Genomic DNA, 20,574 nt, shown 5'->3' on the forward strand with positions numbered 1-20,574 from the left:
GAAAGATAGACCAACAGTGTGCCCGAGTGTTACAGCGCTGTCAGGCCAAAGGGCCGCGCGGGTAACGTTTGAGCTGCTGGATCAGTTCGAGGCCGGGGATGGGGCGGTCGAACAGGTAGCCCTGGCCGACGTCGCAGCGGTGGCGACGCAGGAAGGTCAGCTGTTCACAGGTCTCGATCCCTTCGGCCACCACCTTGATCTTCAGGTTGTGGGCCATGGCGATCACCGCGGAGGTGATTTCCATGTCGTCCTGGTTGTCCGGGATTTCGTGGATGAAGCTGCGATCGATCTTGATGATGTCGATCGGGAATTTCTTCAGGTAGCTCAGGGACGAGTAGCCGGTGCCGAAGTCGTCCATGGCCAGGGTCAGGCCGAGCTTTTTCAACTGGTCGAGTTGCTGGTGGGTGTCTTCGGTGGCCTCCAGCAGCAGGCCTTCGGTCAGTTCCAGTTCCAGCAGGCTCGGCGGTAGCTGCTCCTCCTTGAGGATGCTGGCGATGGAGGCCACCAGGTCCGGGTCGGAGAACTGCTTGGGCGACAGGTTGATCGCCACCTGCAGGTTGCCCAGCCCACGCGCGGTCAGTTGCTTGCTCATGCGGCAGGCCTGGCGGGCGACCCACTTGCCGATCGGGATGATCAGGCCGGTTTCTTCCGCGACGCTGATGAACTGGTCCGGGCGGATCATGCCGCGTTCCGGATGGTTCCAGCGCAACAGCGCTTCCATGCCCAGCAGGCGGCCGCTGCGCAGGCAGAGCTTGGGTTGATAGAACACGTCCAGTTCGTTCTGGGTCAGGGCGCGGCGCAGGTTGTTCTCGACGAACAGCTTGTAGCTGGCCTCGGCGTTCAGTGCCTCGGTGAAGACCTGGACCTGGTGCTTGCCGTTGGCCTTGGCCTTGTGCAGGGCCAGGCCGGCGTTGCGCATCAGGGTCTGCGGGTCACGGCCGTGCAGCGGCGCGCTGGCCAGGCCCACGGAGCCGGTGACGCTGATCAGCTGGTTGTCGACGAACATCGGTTTGTCGAGGGTGATCAGCAGCTGGCTGGCGACCTGTTGCCCGGTTTCCAGGTCGGTGTCGTCCAGCAGTACCGCGAATTCGTTGCTGGCAAAGCGTGCCAGGCTGCCGCTGGGGCTCAGGCTGTTGCGCAGGCGCCGGGCCAGGCTGATCAGCAGTTTGTCGCCGGTCTGGTGGCCGAGGCTGTCGTTGATCCGCTTGAAGTTGTCGATGTCCACCAGCAGCAGGCTGATGGGCGAATCGCTGTCGCGGGCGAAGCGTTCGTCGAGGTTGCGGATGAAGGCCGGACGGTTGCCCAGGTTGGTCAGGTTGTCGGTGTAGGCCAGGCGCTCGATGCGCTGTTGCGCCAGCTTGGTCTGGGTGATGTCTTCGTAGATGCCGATGTAGTGGGTCAGTTCGCGGTTGTCGCCATAGACCTTGGAAATCGACAGCTGGCCCCAGTAGGGCTCCAGGTTCTTGCGCCGGCTCTTGAACTCGCCCTGCCAGCTGTTGCTCTTGGCCAGGCTCGAGGTGGCATCGAACAGCAGTTCGCTGAGATTCTCCAGGGCCGGCAGTTCGGAGAGCTTCTGGCCGTGGACTTCCTCGGTGCTGTACTGGGTGATGGCGGTGAAGCTGGGGTTGACGTATTCCACCACGCCGTCGCTGCTGACCAGCAGGAAGGCGTTGGCGCTCTGTTCCACGGCGCGTTGGAACAGGTGCAGGGCGCTGGTGGCGGCCCGTCGGTTGTGGTTGTTGATGACCTGGGCGAACTGGTCCGCCAGTTCACCGGCAAAGGCGATTTCGTCGGACTGCCAGGCGCGGGTCTTGCCGCTCTGTTCCAGGCACAGCACGCCGACCACCTGGCCGTCGATGCGGATGCTGGCGTCGAGCATGGCGTTGGTGTCCCGGGGGCGCAGGCTTTCGGCCATCTCCCGGGTGCGCGGGTCGTGCATCGTGTTGTGGGCGTCAATGGCGCGGCTGGTGTGCAGGGCTTCCAGATAGTTGGGAAAACCGCTGACGTCGATGACATCCGGCAGTACGTATTGCTGGCGATCACGGTGATAGGCGCAGATCGGGACCAGGCGATCGCCTTCGAGGTTCCAGATGCTCGCACAGTCGATTTCGTAGATGTCGCAGGCGCAACGGGTGATCAGTTCGGCGGCTTCGAGCAGGGACTTGCCGGCGCTGTAGCGCTGGCGCGCCAGGCGCAGGATCAGGTCCTGCTGGGCGCGCACCCGGTCCAGGTGCAGCAGCTGTTCCTGCTGGGCGCGCTGGTTCAGTTCCAGGGCGATCTGCAGGCGGCTGTTCTGGGTTTCCAGGTCGGCGGTCGGCAGGGTCGGCTCCTGGCCGACCAGGCCCTCGACCACCAGCAGGTAGCCGCGTAGCAGGTGGCGGTTGTGTTGCTTGTAGGCTTCACCGACTTCCAGCAGGCTCAGGGGCCCCTGGGTGGTGTGCAGGGTGTAGCGGATCAGGTAATGCGGGTTGTCGACCAGTTGCTGCTGGATGGTGTCGTGCAGCCGGTAACGGGCTTCGGGCTCCATCAGGCTGGCATAGGGCGAGCCGACCAGGGCACAGAGCTCGATGGCCGGGAGGCCGAACTGGCGCTCGCAATTGGGGTCGAGAAACAGCAGTGCCCAGCTTGCTTCATTCAGCCGTTCGAAACGCAGCATGCCGAGCCGCGAGGGCACCGGTAACTGCGTGACTACCTCGGCCGCCAATCTATTGGCGACATCGGGTTGGCTTTTCATTGATAGCTCGCTTCAAGAGTACGGGTCACGCTGGGTAAAGACCGTTTTTCTGGCGTGTTGGGCAAGGTTGCATTAAGCGGGTCAGGCTGACAAGCAGAACAGTGGCTCTGTGCCTTCAATGTATCGGCCGAGAGGAGAATTTCTTCAGTGAACGGGCCTGGCCACCGGTCTATTTCGCGGTGTTCCCGGTGTTTGCAGGGCGTTTGCGGGGTTACCCGGGACGCGGGCAAAAAAAGCCCCGCCAAGCGGCGGGGTTGAGGTACGAGCGTGGCGCTCGGAAATCGATGCACGGATCCGGTCTCCTCGAAGTAGGAGACCGGATTCGCGGTTACAGCAGGATGGTGCGGATATCCGCCAGCAGGTCGCTCAGGCGCTTGGTGAAGCGCGCGGCGGCGGCGCCGTTGATCACGCGGTGATCGTAGGACAGCGACAGCGGCAGCATCAGCTTGGGCTGGAAGGCCTTGCCGTCCCAGACCGGCTGGATGGTGGCCTTGGAGACACCGAGGATCGCCACTTCCGGCGCGTTGACGATCGGCGTGAAGCCGGTGCCGCCAATGTGCCCGAGGCTGGAGATGGTGAAGCAGGCACCCTGCATCTCGTCGGCGGAGAGTTTCTTGGTCCGGGCCTTTTCCGCCAGGGAAGCCGCTTCGGCAGCGAGTTGCAGCAGGTTCTTCCGGTCGACGTCCTTGATGACCGGTACCAGCAGGCCATCCGGGGTGTCGACGGCGAAGCCGATGTTGACGTACTTCTTGCGAATGATCGCCTTGCCGCTCGGGGCCAGCGAACTGTTGAAGTCCGGCAGTTCCTTGAGCAGGTGGGCGCAGGTCTTGAGCAGCAGCGGCAGGATGGTCAGCTTGACGCCGGCCTTCTCGGCCGCGGCTTTCTGGGCCACGCGGAACGCTTCCAGCTCGGTGATATCCGCCGAGTCGAATTGGGTCACGTGCGGCACGTTCAGCCAGCTGCGGTGCAGGTTGGCGGCGCCCGCCTGCATCAGGCGGGTCATCGGCACTTCTTCGATTTCACCGAAGCGGCTGAAATCCACCACCGGGATCGGCGGGATGCCGGCACCGCCGGTTGCGCCGGCAGCAGCAGCGGCCGGTGCTTCCTTGGCCTTCTGCATCATGGCCTTGACGTAGGCCTGCACGTCTTCCTTGAGGATGCGACCGTGCGGACCGCTTGCGCTCACGGCGCTCAACTCGACGCCGAATTCACGGGCCAGTTGGCGTACCGCCGGACCTGCGTGAACCTTGGCGCTCGAATTGACCGGTGCGGCCGCCGGAGCGGCAGCGGGTGCAGGTGCCGCGGCAGGTGCCGCTGCCTGGGCCGGAGCAGCCGGTGCCGCCGCCTGTGCAGGCGCGGCTGGGGCGGCAGCGCCCTTGACCTTCAGTTTGAGGATCAGGTCACCGGTACCGACTTCGTCGTCCAGCTTGATGGAAACGCTTTCCACCACGCCGGCGGCCGGTGATGGGATTTCCATGCTGGCCTTGTCGGATTCGAGGGTGATCAGCGACTGATCGACCTCGACGGTGTCACCGGCCTTGACCGAGACTTCGATGATCTTGGCCTTGCCTGACGAACCGATGTCCGGCACGTGGATGTCCTGGACGCTGTCGGCGACCGCGGCGGCCGGTGCAGCGGCTGGCGCCGGAGCGGCAGCAGGCGCGGCGGCGGCCTGGGTCGTTGCTGGAGCTGCGGCTGCGGCTGGCGCTGCGCCGGCCACTTTCAGGACCAGGATCAGGTCGCCGGTACCGACTTCGTCGTTGAGCTTGACGTTGATGCTTTCCACGACGCCGGCGGCCGGCGACGGGATTTCCATGCTGGCCTTGTCGGACTCGAGGGTGATCAGGGATTGATCCGCTTCGATGCTGTCGCCGACCTTGACCGAGATCTCGATGATCTGGGCCTTGCCCGACGAACCGATGTCCGGCACATGCACTTGTTGCACCGAGGCGGCGGCAGGCGCAGCGCTCGGCGCGGCAGCCGGTGCGGCGGCAACCGGAGCAGCAGCCTGGGCGGCAGGCGCCGGGGCAGCCGCAGGAGCCGCGGCAGCGGCGCCCTCGACTTCCAGTTCCAGCAGTTCGTCGCCTTCTTTCAGGCGGTCGCCCAGCTTCACTTTCAGGCTCTTGACGATGCCGGCTTTCGGCGCGGGCACTTCCATGCTCGCCTTGTCCGATTCCAGCGTCAGGATGCTCTGGTCGGCTTCGATGCGATCGCCGACCTTCACAAACAGTTCGATTACTTCACCTTCACCGCTGCCGATGTCAGGTACGCGAATGAGTTCGCTCACAGGGTGTCTCCTCAGCAGTCCAGTGGGTTGCGTTTTTCCGGGTTGATGCCGAACTTGGCGATGGCCTCGGCCACCACTTTAGGTTCGATGTCACCACGGTCAGCCAAGGCTTCCAAGGCTGCCAACACCACGAAATGACGGTCGACTTCGAAGAAGTGACGCAGCTTCTTGCGGCTGTCACTGCGGCCGAAACCGTCGGTGCCCAGGACTTTGAATTCCTTGGACGGGACCCACTGGCGGATCTGTTCGGCAAACAACTTCATGTAGTCGGTAGAGGCGATCACCGGACCTTGGCGGCCGGCGAGGCATTCTTCGACGTAGCTGCGCTTCGGCTTCTGGCCAGGATGCAGGCGGTTGCTGCGTTCCACGGCCAGGCCGTCGCGACGCAGTTCGTTGAAGCTGGTGACGCTCCACACGTCGGCGCCGACGTTGAACTGCTCGCGCAGGATCTTCGCCGCTTCACGCACTTCGCGCAGGATGGTGCCGGAGCCCATCAGTTGCACGTGGTGAGCCGCTTCCCGGGTGTCTTCCTCGAGCAGGTACATGCCCTTGATGATGCCTTCCTCGGCGCCGGCCGGCATGGCGGGCTGCTGGTAGGACTCGTTCATCACGGTGATGTAGTAGAAGACGTCCTGTTGCTCTTCGGTCATCTTCTTCATGCCGTCCTGGATGATCACCGCCAGCTCGTAGCCGTAGGTCGGATCATAGGTGCGGCAGTTCGGGATGGTGGCGGCCAGGATGTGGCTGTGACCGTCTTCGTGTTGCAGACCTTCGCCATTCAGGGTGGTGCGGCCGGCGGTACCGCCGATCAGGAAGCCACGGGTGCGGCTGTCGCCGGCGGCCCAGGCCAGGTCACCGATGCGCTGGAAGCCGAACATCGAGTAGAAGATGTAGAACGGCAGCATCGGCTGGTTGTGGCTGGAGTACGAAGTACCGGCCGCGATGAAGGAGCTCATGGCGCCCGCTTCGTTGATGCCTTCCTCGAGGATCTGGCCCTTCTTGTCTTCCTTGTAGAACATCACCTGGTCTTTATCGACTGGCTCGTAGAGCTGGCCGACGGAGGAGTAGATGCCCAACTGACGGAACATGCCTTCCATACCGAAGGTACGGGCTTCGTCCGGGATGATCGGGACGATGCGCGGGCCGATTTCCTTGTCCTTGACCAACTGCGCGAGGATCCGCACGAAGGCCATGGTGGTGGAGATTTCACGGTCGCCCGAACCGTCCAGGATCGCCTTGAGGGTATCCAGTGGCGGAGTCGGGACGTTGAAGCTCTGTGCGCGGCGCTGTGGCACGAAACCGCCCAGTGCGGCGCGACGCTCGCTGAGGTAGCGGGCTTCGGCGCTGTTGGGTTCCGGCTTGAAGAACGGCAGGTTTTCCAGCTGGTCATCCTTGACCGGAATGTCGAAGCGGTCGCGGAACAGCTTCAGGCTTTCAACATCCACCTTCTTGGTGTTGTGCGCGGTGTTCTTCGCTTCGCCGGCACCGGTGCCATAACCCTTGATGGTCTTGGCCAGGATGACGGTCGGTTGTTCCTTGTGGTTGACCGCTTCGTGGTACGCCGCGTAGACCTTGTACGGGTCGTGGCCGCCACGGTTGAGTTTCCAGATCTCGTCGTCGGACAGATCGGCAACCATCGCCTTGAGTTCCGGCGAGTTGAAGAAGTGTTCACGCACGAACGCGCCGTCTTTGGCCTTGTAGTTCTGGTACTCGCCGTCGATGACTTCGTCCATCCGGCGTTGCAGGATGCCGTCGACGTCCTTGGCCAGCAGTGGGTCCCAGAAACGGCCCCAGATGACTTTGGTGACGTTCCACTGGGCGCCACGGAACACGCCTTCGAGTTCCTGGATGATCTTGCCGTTGCCACGCACCGGCCCGTCGAGACGTTGCAGGTTGCAGTTGATGACGAAGATCAGGTTGTCCAGCTTCTCGCGGCCGGCCAGGGAGATCGCGCCCAGGGATTCCGGTTCGTCGCACTCGCCGTCGCCCAGGAAGCACCAGACTTTCTGCTTGCCTGGCTGAATGAAGCCGCGGGCTTCCAGGTACTTCATGAAGCGTGCCTGGTAGATCGCCTGGATCGGACCCAGACCCATGGAGACGGTCGGGAACTGCCAGAAGTCAGGCATCAGCCAAGGGTGCGGGTAGGACGACAGGCCCTGGCCGTCGACTTCCTGACGGAAGTTGTTCATTTGCTCTTCGCTGATGCGACCTTCCATGAACGCACGGGCGTAGACGCCTGGCGAGGTGTGGCCCTGGAAGTAGATCAGGTCGCCGCCGTGTTCGTCGGTCGGGGCCTGGAAGAAGTAGTTGAAACCGATGTCATACAGGGTGGCGCTGGAGGCGAAACTGGAGATGTGACCGCCCAGGTCAGAATCTTTCAAGTTCGTGCGCATTACCATGGCCATGGCGTTCCAGCGCACCAGCGAGCGAATGCGGCGTTCCATGAACAGGTCGCCAGGCATGCGTGCTTCGTGGGTGACGGGAATCGTGTTGCGGTACGGCGTGGTGATGGCGTAGGGCAGTTGCGAGCCGCTGCGGGTCGCGAGTTCGCCCATACGGGTCATCAGGTAATGAGCACGGTCTTCGCCTTCTTTGTCGAGAACCGATTCCAGGGCGTCCAGCCATTCCTGGGTTTCGACGGGATCGAGGTCTTGCATGGCTTGCTCCAGGGCGGAAAGGCTTCCAGAATCGGTTGCCTGAGTTTGCGACTGGCCTTGTGGGCAGACGACATAAATTCTTGGATGTCCGGAGGTTGTTCCGGAGTTCTGTAGTTTTACTACAAATCGTCGGCCATTTCAGCCTTTCGAATGTATAGACGAGTAGTAAAACTACAGGGCGATGAGTAAAAACTTCCTGCTATGTTGTGAGCGTAATCGATATTGTTGGTTGGGAATGAGTCAAGGCAAGCGCTTTTTTGAGGCTGGCTGCCAAAAAATTACCATTATCAGCTATTTCTAACTTTTGTTCGACAGTCCTTTTCAGAGCGTGTTTCTCGCGATCACAGACTGCCGCTGATTGTTCGATCACCAAGGATAGACCATGAGCCTTCCAACGTTGGCCGACTTGCCGGCCATTCTTCTGCCTGTCGCCGCTCGTGCCGAGCAGTCGTTTCGTGCGGCCGTCGCGGCCCTGGACGATGATCACGGGCTGGCCCAATGGACCGAGCAACGCTGGGCGCAGTTCGCCCGGGTCGGCGCGGCCAGCGACTTCTTTATTGAACAGTCGGTTCGTGACCCTTTGATGTTGCTGGAGCTGGTGCGGTTCGGCGACCTGGATCGCGGTTTTGCGCCGGGGGAGATGTGCGGGCAGATCGCCGCGGCGTTGCAGCAGGTCGACAACGAGGATGAGCTGGGCCGGGTCCTGCGGCGCCAGCGCACGCGCCAGCAGGTGCGGATCATCTGGCGCGACCTGACCCGCCAGGCGGACCTGGTGCAGACCTGTCGCGACCTGTCGGACCTGGCCGACGCCAGCATCGACCAGGCTTATCAATGGTTGTACCCGCGGCATTGCCAGCAGTTCGGCACACCCACCGGGCGGCGCAGCGGCCAGGCGCAGCAGATGGTCATCCTCGGCATGGGCAAGCTCGGAGCCGTGGAGTTGAACCTGTCCTCCGATATCGACCTGATCTTCGCCTACCCGGAAGGCGGCGAGACGGTCGGGGTCAAGCGCCCGCTGGACAACCAGGAGTTTTTCATCCGCCTGGGCCAGCGGCTGATCAAGGCTCTGGACCCGATCACCGTCGACGGCTTCGTGTTCCGCGTCGACATGCGCTTGCGCCCCTATGGCTCGGCCGGTGCCCTGGTGCTGAGCTTCAATGCGCTGGAACAGTATTACCAGGATCAGGGGCGCGACTGGGAGCGCTACGCGATGATCAAGGCCCGGGTGGTGGCCGGCGACCAGGTGGCGGGCGCGCACCTGCTGGAGATGTTACGGCCCTTCGTCTATCGGCGTTACCTGGACTTCTCGGCCATCGAAGCGCTGCGCACCATGAAGCAGTTGATCCAGCAGGAAGTTCGGCGCAAGGGCATGGCCGAGAACATCAAGCTGGGTTCCGGCGGCATTCGCGAGGTCGAGTTCATTGCCCAGGCCTTCCAGCTGATTCACGGCGGGCGTGACCTGAGCTTGCAGCAGCGGCCCCTGTTGAAGGTGCTGGGGACCCTGGAGGGACAGGGTTACCTGCCGCCGGCGGTGATCGGCGAGTTGCGTAGCGGTTATGAGTTCCTGCGCTACACCGAGCATGCGATCCAGGCGATTGCCGACCGCCAGACCCAGATGCTGCCCGACGGCGAAAAGGACCGGGCGCGCATCGCCTTCATGATGGGCTTCGACAGTTGGGCGGCGTTTCATGAGCGGTTGATGCACTGGCGTGGACGGGTCGACTGGCATTTCCGCCAGGTCATTGCCGACCCGGACGAAGAGGACGGTGCGCAGAGCGAAGTGGTGGTCGGCGGCGAATGGTTGCCGCTGTGGGAAGAGTCCCAGGACGAGGAGGCGGCCTGCCGGCAGTTGCAGGAGGGCGGTTTCAAGGATGCCGCCAAGGCACTGAAGCAACTGACGGTGCTGCGTACCAGCCCGCAGTTGCGTGCCATGCAGCGCCTCGGTCGGGAGCGGCTCGATGCCTTTATCCCGCGCCTGCTGGCCCAGGCGGTGGAACATGCCGATCCGGACCTGGTGCTGGAGCGCGTGCTGCCGCTGGTGGAGGCCGTGGCCCGGCGTTCGGCCTACCTGGTGCTGCTCACGGAAAACCCCGGGGCCTTGCGCCGCTTGCTGACCTTGTGTGCCGCCAGCCCCTGGATTGCCGAGCAGATCACCCGTTTCCCGATGCTGCTCGACGAGTTGCTCAACGAAGGCCGGCTGTTCAAGCCGCCCCTGGCGCCGGAGTTGGCCGCGGAGTTGCGCGAGCGGCTGACGCGGATCCCGGAAGACGATCTCGAACAGCAGATGGAAGCCTTGCGTCACTTCAAGCTGGCGCATCGCCTGCGGGTCGCGGCCTCGGAGATCTCCGGCAGCCTGCCGCTGATGAAAGTCAGCGACTACCTCACCTGGCTCGCCGAGGCGATCCTCGAACAGGTGCTGGCCCTGGCCTGGCGCCAGACCGTCGCCCGGCATGGTTCGCCACGGCGGGTCGACGGCAGCCTGTGCGACCCGGGCTTCATTATTGTCGGCTACGGCAAGGTCGGCGGGATCGAGCTGGGCCATGGTTCGGACCTGGACCTGGTGTTCATCCATGACGGCGACCCGAATGCCGAGACCGACGGCGCCAAGCCCATCGATACCGCGCAGTTCTTCACCCGCCTGGGGCAGCGGATCATTCACCTGCTGACCACCCAGACCAACTCCGGCCAACTCTATGAAGTGGACATGCGCTTGCGTCCGTCCGGTGCCTCGGGCCTGCTGGTCAGCTCCCTGGGCGCCTTCGAGCGTTACCAGCAGAACGAGGCCTGGACCTGGGAGCATCAGGCGCTGATCCGCGCCCGGGTGCTGGTGGGGTGCAAGGACGTGGGCGCGGCGTTCGAGAAAGTGCGGGCGGCGGTGCTGGGGCGTGAACGGGATCTGCCGACCTTGCGCCAGGAAGTCAGCGAGATGCGCGCCAAGATGCGTGACAACCTGGGGAGCAAGGCCACCGCGGCGGGGACGGCGGCCAATGCCTTCGAGGCCACGGCGCCGTTCGATATCAAGCAGGATGCCGGTGGTATCGTCGATATTGAATTTATGGTGCAATACGCGACATTGGCCTGGTCGAAAGCGCACCCGGCGTTACTCCGCTATACCGATAATATTCGCATTCTCGAAGGGCTGGAGGAAGCCGGCCTGATTCCCGCCACGGATGCCAACCTGCTGCGCGAGGCCTACAAGGCCTATCGCTCCGCGGCCCACCGCCAGGCATTGCAGAAAGAGGCGGGGGTGATCGCCGGCGATCAGTTCGCGGTCGAGCGCCGCGATGTCATGCGGATCTGGACCGAACTGGGGCTAAGCTGATTGATATTTTGGAGGCGGGGAGGCTAATGCCTCCCCGCATCGTTTGTGGAAGCCTATGAATATTCTGATCGTTGGGCCCAGCTGGGTCGGTGACATGGTGATGGCTCAGACACTGTTCCAGTGCCTGAAGCAGCGTCATCCGCAGTGCGAGATCGATGTGCTGGCCCCGGAATGGAGCCGCCCGATCCTCGAGCGCATGCCCGAAGTCCGGGCCGCCTTGAGCTTTCCGCTCGGCCACGGTGTTCTGGAGCTGGCCACGCGGCGGCGCATCGGCAAATCCCTGGCCGGTCAGTACGACCAGGCGATCCTGCTGCCCAACTCGCTGAAGTCGGCCTTGGTGCCGTTTTTTGCCGGCGTGCCGAAGCGCACCGGCTGGCGCGGCGAGTTGCGCTTCGGCCTGCTCAACGATGTGCGCAAGCTGGACAAGGAACGTTATCCGCTGATGATCGAGCGCTTCATGGCCCTGGCCTACGCGCCGGGTGAGAGCCTGCCGACGCCGTATCCGCGCCCCAGCCTGCGGATCGACCCCGCCAGCCGCGACGCGGCGCTGGCCAAGTTCGAACTGAGCCTGGACCGCCCGGTGCTGGCGCTGTGCCCGGGGGCCGAGTTCGGCGAGTCCAAGCGCTGGCCGTCGGAGCACTACGCGAAGGTCGCCGAGGCGCGGATTCGCGAGGGTTGGCAGGTCTGGCTGTTCGGTTCGAAGAACGATCATGCGGTCGGCGAGGACATTCGTCAGCGCTTGATCCCGGGCCTGCGGGAGGAGGCGGTGAACCTCAGTGGCGGCACCTCCCTGGCCGAGGCCATCGACCTGATGTCCTGCGCCGATGCGGTGGTGTCCAACGACTCGGGACTGATGCACGTCGCCGCGGCGTTGAACCGTCCGCTGGTGGCGGTCTACGGCTCGACGTCGCCGGCTTTCACCCCGCCGCTGGCGGACCAGGTGGAAATCGTCCGCCTGGGCCTGGAGTGCAGTCCCTGCTTCGACCGCACCTGCCGCTTCGGCCATTACAATTGCCTGCGCCAACTCGAGTCGACCCCGGTGAACGAAGCCTTGCAGCGTTTGCTCGGCACTCCGGTCGAGGTCCACTAATTGCGCGTATTGCTGGTCAAGACCTCTTCCCTGGGCGATGTGATTCACGCCTTGCCGGCGCTCACCGATGCGGCGCGGGCGATTCCCGGGATCCGTTTCGACTGGGTGGTCGAGGAGGGGTTCGCCGAGGTCCCGGGCTGGCACCCGGCGGTGGACAAGGTGATTCCGGTGGCGATCCGCCGCTGGCGCAAGAATATCTGGCAGACGATCAAGAGCGGCGAGTGGCGGCGTTTCAAGCAGAGCCTGCGCGCCAACCAGTACGATCTGGTGATCGATGCCCAGGGTCTGGTGAAAAGCGCTTTGCTGACCCGTTATGTCAAGGCGCCGGTGGCCGGGCTGGACAAACAGTCGGCCGGCGAACCCCTGGCCAGCCGCTTTTATTCGCGGCGCCTGGCGGTGGCGCGCGGTCAGCATGCCGTCGAGCGCGTGCGCCAGTTGTTTGCCGTTGCGCTGGGGTATGACCTGCCCAAGGGGTTGGGCGACTATGGCTTGAATGTCGACAAGCTGATCGAGTTGCCGCGCAAGGCCCCCTTCGTGGTGTTTCTGCACGGTACCACCTGGGACACCAAACATTGGCCGGAAGCCTACTGGCGCGAACTGGCCGTGCGCTTGGGGCCGTTGGGCGTGTCGGTGAAGCTGCCCTGGGGCAATGCCGAGGAAAAAGCCCGGGCCGAGCGTATCGCCCGCAATCTGAAACATGTCGTGGTCCTGCCCAGGCTGAACCTGGCCGGGGTCGCGAAAGTACTGGCCAATGCCAGTGCCTGCGTGGCGGTCGATACCGGTCTCGGCCACCTGGCCGCCGCGCTGGATGTGCCGACGCTGTCGCTGTTCGGTCCGACCAATTCGGCCCTGACCGGTGCCTATGGCCGGTCGCAGATCCATCTGGCGAGCAACTTTCCCTGTGCGCCCTGTCTTCAAAGGACCTGCACCTACGTGCCGACCGCGCAGGACCAGCAGCGCTTCGATCTGAAGCGCGAGTGGCCGTTGTGCTTCACGCGTTTGAACCCCGAGCGTGTGGCAAGCCGACTGAGCGCACTGTTAATGACCGAGGAATAGCACTGATGCATCTGGCTTTTGTACTGTACAAATACTTTTCCTTTGGCGGCTTGCAGCGTGACTTCATGCGCATCGCCTTGGAATGCCAGCAGCGCGGGCACCGGATCCGTGTCTATACCCTGCAGTGGGAAGGCGATATCCCGCCTGGCTTCGATGTGCGGGTGGTGCCGGTCAAGGCGTTGTTCAATCATCGGCGCTATGCAAAGTTCAGTGCCTGGGTAAAAGCCGATCTGGCCAGGGATCCGGTGGACCGGTTGGTCGGTTTCAACAAGATGCCCGACCTGGATGTCTATTACGCCGCCGACAGCTGCTATGAAGACAAGGCGCAGAATCTGCACAATGCGTTCTACCGCCTCTCGGGCCGCTATCGTCATTTCGCCGAGTATGAGCGGGCGGTGTTCGGCAGGGGGGCGAAGGCTGAAATCCTGATGATCTCCGAAGCCGAGCAACGGCTGTTCATCAAGTATTACGACACGCCCCTGGAGCGCCTTCACATGCTGCCGCCGGGGATTTCCCTGGATCGCCGGGCACCGGCCAACGCCGCCGAGATACGCGCCGGGTTTCGCCGTGAGTTCAAGCTGGCGGACGATGAGCTGCTGATGGTGCAGATCGGTTCCGGGTTCAAGAAGAAAGGCGTCGATCGCAGCCTCAAGGCCCTGGCCGCGTTGCCGCCGGCCTTGAAAAAACGCACCCGGTTCCTGGTCATCGGCCAGGACAATGCCAAGGCTTTCCAGGCGCAGAGTGTGGCGCTGGGATTGGGTGAGCAGGTGCAGTTCCTCAAGGGTCGCAGCGATATCCCGCGTTTCCTGTTGGGCGCAGATTTGCTGATTCACCCGGCCTACGACGAAAATGCCGGTATGGTTCTGCTTGAAGCCCTGGTGGCCGGGTTGCCGGCGCTGGTGAGCGGGGTCTGCGGTTATGCCCATTACATCGCTGAAGCTGACTGCGGCCTGGTGCTGGATGAGCCTTTCGAACAGGCCCAGCTCAATCGATACCTGGAGCGGATGTTGTCCGATCAGGCCGCGCGCCTGACGTGGAGCCGGCATGGCCTGGCCTTTGCCGAGACGACCGACCTCTACAGCCTGCCGCAGTGCGCGGCGGATAAGATCCTGGCGGAGTAAAACCGATGAAGTTGATGCTGGCCGAACCGTTCAAGCGCTTGTGGGGCGGACGCGATGCGTTCGCCGAGGTGGAGCGCCTGGAGGGGGAGGTTTACCGTGAGCTGGAAGCCCGCCGTACCTTGCGTACGGAAGTCGCCGGCCGGGGTTATTTCGTGAAGATCCACCGTGGCATCGGCTGGCGCGAGATCTTCAAGAACCTGATGACCGCCAAGCGGCCGGTCCTCGGTGCGGGCCAGGAATGGCAGGCGATCCAGCGCCTGCAGGAAGCCGGGGTGCCGACCATGACCGCCGTGGCCTATGGCGAGCGTGGCCGCAACCCGGCGGACCAGCACTCGTTCATCGTCACTGAGGAATTGGCGCCGACCATCAGCCTCGAATTCTACTGCATGGATTGGCCCAAGCAGCCGCCGGAGCCGCGGCTCAAGCGTGCGCTGATCGCCGAGGTGGCGCGTATGACCGGCATGATGCACCGTGCCGGGGTCAATCATCGCGACTGCTATATCTGCCACTTCCTGCTGCATACCGACAAGACGGTGACCGCCGACGACTTCAAGCTCTCGGTCATCGACCTGCACCGTGCCCAGACCCGTGCGGCCATCCCGCTGCGTTGGCGCAACAAGGATCTGGCGGGACTCTATTTCTCGGCGCTGGATATCGGTTTGACCCGGCGCGACAAGCTGCGCTTCCTGAAGGGCTACTTTCAGCAGCCGCTGCGCCAGATCCTGCGGGATGAAGCGCCGCTGTTGGCCTGGCTGGAGCGCAGGGCGGAAAAACTCTACCGGCGCAAACAGCGCTACGGCGGCGCACTCTGATGTGGCTGCGCCTGCGTCGTTCGTGAAGGGAAATCGTTGATGCATTTGTCTGAATTGAAAGCGGCCGGACGTGCTCCGGCATTGCCCCTGGGCGTGGAGTTGGAGGACGCCGCCGGCAGCGCGCAACTGCAGTTGTTGAGTCTGTTGCGTGTGCTGCCTGGCCGGCGTTATGTCGGTGCCGGGGTCTGGCGTGGGCGTACGGTGCTCGCCAAATTGCTGGTGGGGCGCAAGGCGGCACGGCACTTCCAGCGTGAACGACGGGGTGCCCGACTGTTGGCCGAGCAAGGCCTGAGCACGCCGCTGTTGTTGGTCGATGGCCTGAAGCAAGGCGAGGGCGGCTGGTTGCTGTTCGAGTTTCTCGACGGCGCCGAGAGCCTGGCTGATGCCTGGAGCAAGGTTGAATCGCTGCCGCTGCTGGCCGATGAGCAGCAACAGGTGTTGGCCAAGGCGCTGACGGCGATTGCGCAGATGCACGGCAAGGGCCTGTGGCAGGACGACCTGCACCTGGACAATCTGCTGCTCCAGGACGGCAAACTGTATTTGATCGATGGTGCCGGGATCCGCGTCGAACAGGCGGGCAAGCCTTTGTCGCGGCAGAAGGTGCTGGAAAACCTCGGGGTGTTTTTCGCCCAGTTGCCCAAGGCGCTCGAACCCTTTATCGAAGAGCTGCTGGTGCATTACCTGCTGAGCAACGGCGAGCATGCGTTACCGCTGGAGGCCTTGCTCAAGCAGGTGGACAAGGTGCGTGGCTGGCGCTTGAAAGACTTCCTGCGCAAGGTGGCGCGCGAGTGCACGCTGTTCAGTGTCCGCGATGGGGCGTTCGGCCTGCGGGCGATTCGTCGCGAAGAAGAAGCGCTGCTGGGCCCGGTGCTGGAACAGGCCGATGCGCTGCTCGCGCAAGGCCCGCTGTACAAGAATGGCGGCTCGGCAACGGTGGGGCGGGTCGATATCGACGGCCGTCCGCTGGTACTCAAACGCTACAACATCAAGGGTTTCAGCCATTGGCTCAAGCGTTTCTGGCGGCCGACCCGGGCTTGGCATTCCTGGCGCGAGGGCAATCGCCTGGAGTTCCTCGGGATCGCCACGCCCAAGCCGCTCGCCGTGCTGGAGCGCCGGTTTTTCTGGCTGCGCAGCCGCGCCTATCTGCTCACCGAACATCTGGCCGGGCCGGATGTGATCGAGCGCTTTGCGCCGTACGTGGAGTCGGGCGAAGTGCCGCCGGCCGAGCTCGAGGCGCTGGAGCAGTTGTTTGCCGAGTTGATTCGCGAACGTATCAGTCACGGTGATTTCAAGGGGCATAACCTGTTCTGGCAGGATGACCGCTGGGTGCTGATCGACCTGGATTCGATGCGCCAGCATGCCTCGCCGCACAGCTTTGCCAAGGCCTATGCCCGGGATCGCGCGCGTTTCATGCGCAACTGGCCGGCGAGCAGCGCGTTGTATCAGGTGATTGATCAGCGCTTGCCCCGGTCGAGCGCGTTCCCCCAGGGCTGAGCTGGGAAGAGGGGTAGGCGAAGCGAGATTGATCGTCTGCCCAGTGTCAGTTCCCTTGGTAATCCTTGCTATAATCCCGCCCTTTAGCTGTTTGCCGCCCTTGGCGGGAACACATTTTCTCAGGCGCATTGCCGCCTGCATGCAGACTTTCAAGAGGCTAGACCCCTGTGGCATTGACGATTCTTGGCCTGTCCGGCGCCCTTAGCCATGATCCTTCCGCCGCCCTGTACATTGACGGCAAGCTGGTCGCGGCCGCTGAAGAAGAACGCTTCGTGCGCGATAAGCATGCAAAGAACCGCATGCCCTACGAGTCGGCGAAGTTCTGCCTGGAGCAGGCCGGTATCAAACCGTCCGACGTCGATGTGGTGGCCATTCCGTTCGCCCCTATCAGCCTGTTCGGCAAGGCCCGCTGGCAATACGCCAAGCGCTATTGGTACGCCCCGGATCGCGCCCTCGATGCGATCCTGATGGGCAACCGCCGCTACAAGCGCTATCGCAGCAAGATCGTCTGGTGCCTGGAGCAACTGGGCTTCGATCCGAAGAAAATCAAGATCGAACCGGTCGAGCACCACCTGGCCCACGCATCCAGTGCCTACCACTGTTCCGGGTTCAAGGAAAAAACCGCGATCCTCGGTATCGACGGCAAGGGTGAGTACGCCACCACCTTCTTCGGCTACGGTGAAAACGGCAAGATCCACAAGATCAAGGAGTTCTACGATCCGGACTCCCTGGGCGGCCTGTACGGCGCGATCACCGAGTTCCTCGGCTTCGATATGCTCGATGGCGAGTTCAAGGTGATGGGCATGGCCCCTTACGGCGATGCCAGCAAGTACGATTTCTCGCGCCTGGCTTCGTTCGAAAACGGTGAACTGGTGATCAACACCGACTACGCCAACGTCGTCGGCCTGCGTCGCTACAAGGAGAAGGGCAAGGGCTTCTTCTTCACGCCGAAACTGATCGAATGGCTGGGCCCCAAGCGCCAGGGCGATGTGGCCGACGAGCCGTACATTCACTACGCCGCCAGCATCCAGGCGCTGTTCGAGAAGATCTCGCTGCAGATGATCGACCACTACCTGGGCGATGTTCTCAAGGAAACCGGCAAGCTGGCGTTTGCCGGCGGTTGTGCGCTGAACGTCAAGCTGAACCAGAAGATCATTGCCCGCGACGACATCAAGGAGTTGTTCGTGCAACCGGCTTCCGGCGACGCCGGTACGGCGGTGGGCGCGGCGGCCTACGTGTCCCACGCTCGCGGTGTGCCGGTGGAGAAGATGGAGCATGTCTATCTCGGCCCGTCCTACAGCAACGAAGACGTGATCGCCGCCTGCGCGCGTCACGAGAACGCGCCGAAGTGGCGCAAGCTCGACAACATGCCGGAGCAGATCGCCAAGATCATGGTCGACGGCAATCCGGTGGCCTGGTTCCAGGGCCGCATGGAGTTCGGTCCGCGGGCCCTGGGCGGTCGTTCGATCATCGGTTGCCCGAGCGTCGCCGGCGTGGCGGATCGGATCAACCACCAGATCAAGTTCCGCGAGCGCTGGAGGCCTTTCTGCCCGTCGATGCTCGACACCGTTGCGCCGCAGATGATCAAGATCGATCACCCCGCACCGTTCATGACCTTCACCTTCGAAGTGGCTGAAGAGTGGAAGACCCGTGTGCCGGAAGTCGTCCATGAGGACGGCACCTCCCGGGCCCAGGTGCTCAAGCGCGAATACAACCCGCGCTACTACGACATGATGAAGGCGCTGGAGGTGCTGACCGGCAACGGCGTGTCGCTGAACACCTCGTTGAACCGTCGCGGCGAACCGATGATCTGCTCGCCCACCGATGCCCTGAACATGTTCTTCGGCTCGGACCTGCAGTACCTGATCATGGAGGACATCCTAGTGGTCAAGGAGGGGGCGCAGGCCTATGACTCGCTTGGTTGATGGTGTCTGCCTGCATCACTGCAGCACGGAGAATGTATGAAGCCCCGCTTCAAGGTTTTGCAGTTACTGCCGGATTACCGGGTCAAGGAAAATGACTTTGCCGATCTGGGGGAGCAGATTGTCAAATCGCTTCCGGTAGAGCGCTTCGAAGTGACTTCGGCCTATCTCAGGGGGCGCCCGGAACCGGGGCAACCCTTGAGCGTGGCGGAGCACTCCAAGTACTTCGAGTTTCCCTATAAGGCCATCAAGGGAATACGTCGCCTGGGGGCCATGTGGCAGATCTACAAGTACTGCCGCGAGCAAAAGTTCGATGTGGTGATTTGCAACCGCTACAAGTCAGTGAACATGATGCTGACGCTCAACCGCTGGCTGAAAATCCCGCTGTGCATGGCGGTTGTCCATGGTGTCGAAGAATACGAGCGTGTCTATCGTCGTGTTCATCATCAGCGTTGGGTCAGTCCGAGCTGGCGATTTGTAGGTGTTTCACCGGCAGTCAGGGATTATCTCGTGGGGTTGAACTGCGGCTTTACGCTGCAGAACACCACCTATGTCACCAATGCCATCGATATCGAACAGTCCGAGGCTTTGCAGTTGTCACGCGAGCAGGCCCGCGAGGCATTGGGCCTTGCGCTCGGGCCGAGGGTCATCGGGGCATTGGGTCGCCTGGTGCCGATCAAGGGGCATAACCATTTGCTGCAGGCTTTTGCCTTGCTCAAGGACAAGTACCCGAACGCACAAGTGGCGATCATTGGTTCCGGGCGCGCCGAGGCGGACCTGCGGGCCGAGATCGAGCGTCTGGGGTTGACCGGCCGCGCGCATCTGGCAGGTTTTCGAGAAGACGCCATGAAGTACGTGCGGGCGTTTGATATCTGGACCATGCCCTCGCTGACCGAAGGGCTGGGTCTGGCCTTGCTGGAGGGGATGAGCGGGCACTTGCCGGTCATTGCTTCCAACGTCCCGGCGATGTTGCCGCTGGTGCAAGGCGCCGGCGGCCTGTCCCACGATCCGGGCAATGTGGAGCAGCTGGCAGCGGCGCTGGATACCTATCTGGCGATGAGTGACGAGCAACTGCGCGCCAAGGGCGAGCAGGCTTTCCAGTACCTGCAAGGGCACCACACCCTCAAGGAGTTCAGGCAAAAGTACCTGGATGTGATCGAAACCGGTCTGCGCGAGGCGGGTCGGGCATGAGTTCTCAGCCGCTGGTTTCGGTTGTCATCGCTTCCTACAACCATGGACCCTACATCGAGCAGAGCATCTTGAGCGTGCTGGGCCAGACCTACCCGAATATTGAGCTGTTGGTGGTCGACGATGGTTCGAAAGACGATAGCGTCGAGCGCATCACGCGTTTGCAGGCCGAGCATGGTTTTGATTTCCGGAGCCAGCAGAACCAGGGGCTGACGCGCACCCTCAATGGGGCCATTGCCCGGGCCAAAGGTAGCCTGATCGTCTCTTTCGGCTCCGATGACATCATGTCTCCCGAGCGGATCGCCATCCAGGTTGCACATATGGCGGATAAGCCCGAAGTGGGTATCTGTGCCGGTAACATGGAGCTCATTGATAGCCATGGCGAACTGAGGTCGGAAAAGCGCCAGCGCCGTGATCGGCCATTCCGGCGCCTGAACTTCGACGACATGTTCATGGGGCTCAAGTCGTTCCCGCCGGCGCCGACGCTGATGTTGCGGCGTGAGGCCCTGGACAAGGTCGGCGGCTTCGATCCGGATATTCCCCTGGAGGATCTGTGTATCGAACTCAAGATCACCCACGCCGGTTATTACATCGATGTCCTGAATGTGGTCATGGCCCAGTACCGCCAGCATGCGACCAACACGTCCAAGAATCATCGGTTCATGATCGAGAACGTGCTCAAGACCTATGCGTTGTTCAGTGACCATCCGGGCTACGATATCGCGCGTTACAAATTCCTGAATTCGATGTTTGTCAAAGTCGCCAATCGAGATCGAGCACTGGCCCGGGAGCTGCTCAAGCAGCTCCCGTTCAAATACTTCGATCGCAAGACCTTGCGCGGTTTGGGGCGCTTGTTTTTTTCATCGCGGCACAGCGGATAGATTGTCGCGA

General features: G+C 62.7%; 12 protein-coding genes. 9 read left to right on the forward strand and 3 right to left on the reverse strand.

The features are described 5' to 3' along the window. Positions 1-40 precede the first annotated feature (40 nt). The 3 genes from UCMB321_RS03025 to aceE form a co-directional block, all read right to left on the reverse strand. On the reverse strand, positions 41-2,734 hold the full coding sequence (locus UCMB321_RS03025; RefSeq protein WP_040063766.1) for a putative bifunctional diguanylate cyclase/phosphodiesterase: 2,694 nt from the start codon (positions 2,732-2,734) through the stop codon (positions 41-43). Positions 2,735-3,062: 328 nt separating this feature from the next. Continuing rightward, positions 3,063-5,021 (reverse strand): dihydrolipoyllysine-residue acetyltransferase, encoded by a 1,959-nt coding sequence (gene aceF / locus UCMB321_RS03030; protein ID WP_040063768.1) that lies wholly within the window; start codon positions 5,019-5,021, stop codon positions 3,063-3,065. 11 nt (positions 5,022-5,032) lie between these two features. Then, entirely contained in the window at positions 5,033-7,678 is a 2,646-nt protein-coding gene (gene aceE / locus UCMB321_RS03035; protein WP_040063769.1) for a pyruvate dehydrogenase (acetyl-transferring), homodimeric type, read from the reverse strand. Between the two features lie 382 nt (positions 7,679-8,060). On the opposite strand from aceE, the gene glnE reads away from it, so the two are divergent. The 9 genes from glnE to UCMB321_RS03080 all read left to right on the forward strand — a co-directional run bounded on the left by glnE (position 8,061) and on the right by UCMB321_RS03080 (position 20,564). Beyond that, positions 8,061-11,000 (forward strand): bifunctional [glutamate--ammonia ligase]-adenylyl-L-tyrosine phosphorylase/[glutamate--ammonia-ligase] adenylyltransferase, encoded by a 2,940-nt coding sequence (gene glnE, locus UCMB321_RS03040; RefSeq protein WP_040063771.1) that lies wholly within the window; start codon positions 8,061-8,063, stop codon positions 10,998-11,000. 55 nt (positions 11,001-11,055) lie between these two features. Continuing rightward, positions 11,056-12,090 (forward strand): lipopolysaccharide heptosyltransferase II, encoded by a 1,035-nt coding sequence (waaF, locus tag UCMB321_RS03045; protein WP_040063773.1) that lies wholly within the window; start codon positions 11,056-11,058, stop codon positions 12,088-12,090. Next, positions 12,091-13,146, forward strand: a complete 1,056-nt coding sequence (gene waaC, locus UCMB321_RS03050; protein WP_040063775.1) for a lipopolysaccharide heptosyltransferase I — start codon at positions 12,091-12,093, stop codon at positions 13,144-13,146. A gap of 5 nt (positions 13,147-13,151) precedes the next feature. Further along, positions 13,152-14,267 (forward strand): glycosyltransferase family 4 protein, encoded by a 1,116-nt coding sequence (locus tag UCMB321_RS03055; RefSeq protein WP_040063776.1) that lies wholly within the window; start codon positions 13,152-13,154, stop codon positions 14,265-14,267. Positions 14,268-14,272: 5 nt separating this feature from the next. Beyond that, complete coding sequence (gene rfaP, locus UCMB321_RS03060; RefSeq protein WP_040063777.1) at positions 14,273-15,079, forward strand: lipopolysaccharide core heptose(I) kinase RfaP; 807 nt, start codon at positions 14,273-14,275, stop codon at positions 15,077-15,079. Between the two features lie 39 nt (positions 15,080-15,118). Beyond that, the gene (locus UCMB321_RS03065; protein ID WP_040063779.1) at positions 15,119-16,573 is read left to right on the forward strand and encodes a lipopolysaccharide kinase InaA family protein; all 1,455 of its coding nucleotides are present in this window, start codon (positions 15,119-15,121) and stop codon (positions 16,571-16,573) included. 167 nt (positions 16,574-16,740) lie between these two features. Beyond that, positions 16,741-18,498: a carbamoyltransferase family protein gene (locus UCMB321_RS03070; protein WP_040063781.1), complete on the forward strand. Its 1,758-nt coding sequence runs from the start codon at positions 16,741-16,743 to the stop codon at positions 18,496-18,498. Between the two features lie 36 nt (positions 18,499-18,534). After that, complete coding sequence (locus UCMB321_RS03075; protein ID WP_040063783.1) at positions 18,535-19,686, forward strand: glycosyltransferase family 4 protein; 1,152 nt, start codon at positions 18,535-18,537, stop codon at positions 19,684-19,686. Next, positions 19,683-20,564: a glycosyltransferase gene (locus tag UCMB321_RS03080; RefSeq protein WP_040063785.1), complete on the forward strand. Its 882-nt coding sequence runs from the start codon at positions 19,683-19,685 to the stop codon at positions 20,562-20,564. The genes UCMB321_RS03075 and UCMB321_RS03080 overlap by 4 nt, the downstream gene beginning before the upstream one ends. The last annotated feature ends 10 nt before the right edge of the window (positions 20,565-20,574 follow it).

Source organism: Pseudomonas batumici (assembly GCF_000820515.1).
Lineage (GTDB): Bacteria > Pseudomonadota > Gammaproteobacteria > Pseudomonadales > Pseudomonadaceae > Aquipseudomonas > Aquipseudomonas batumici.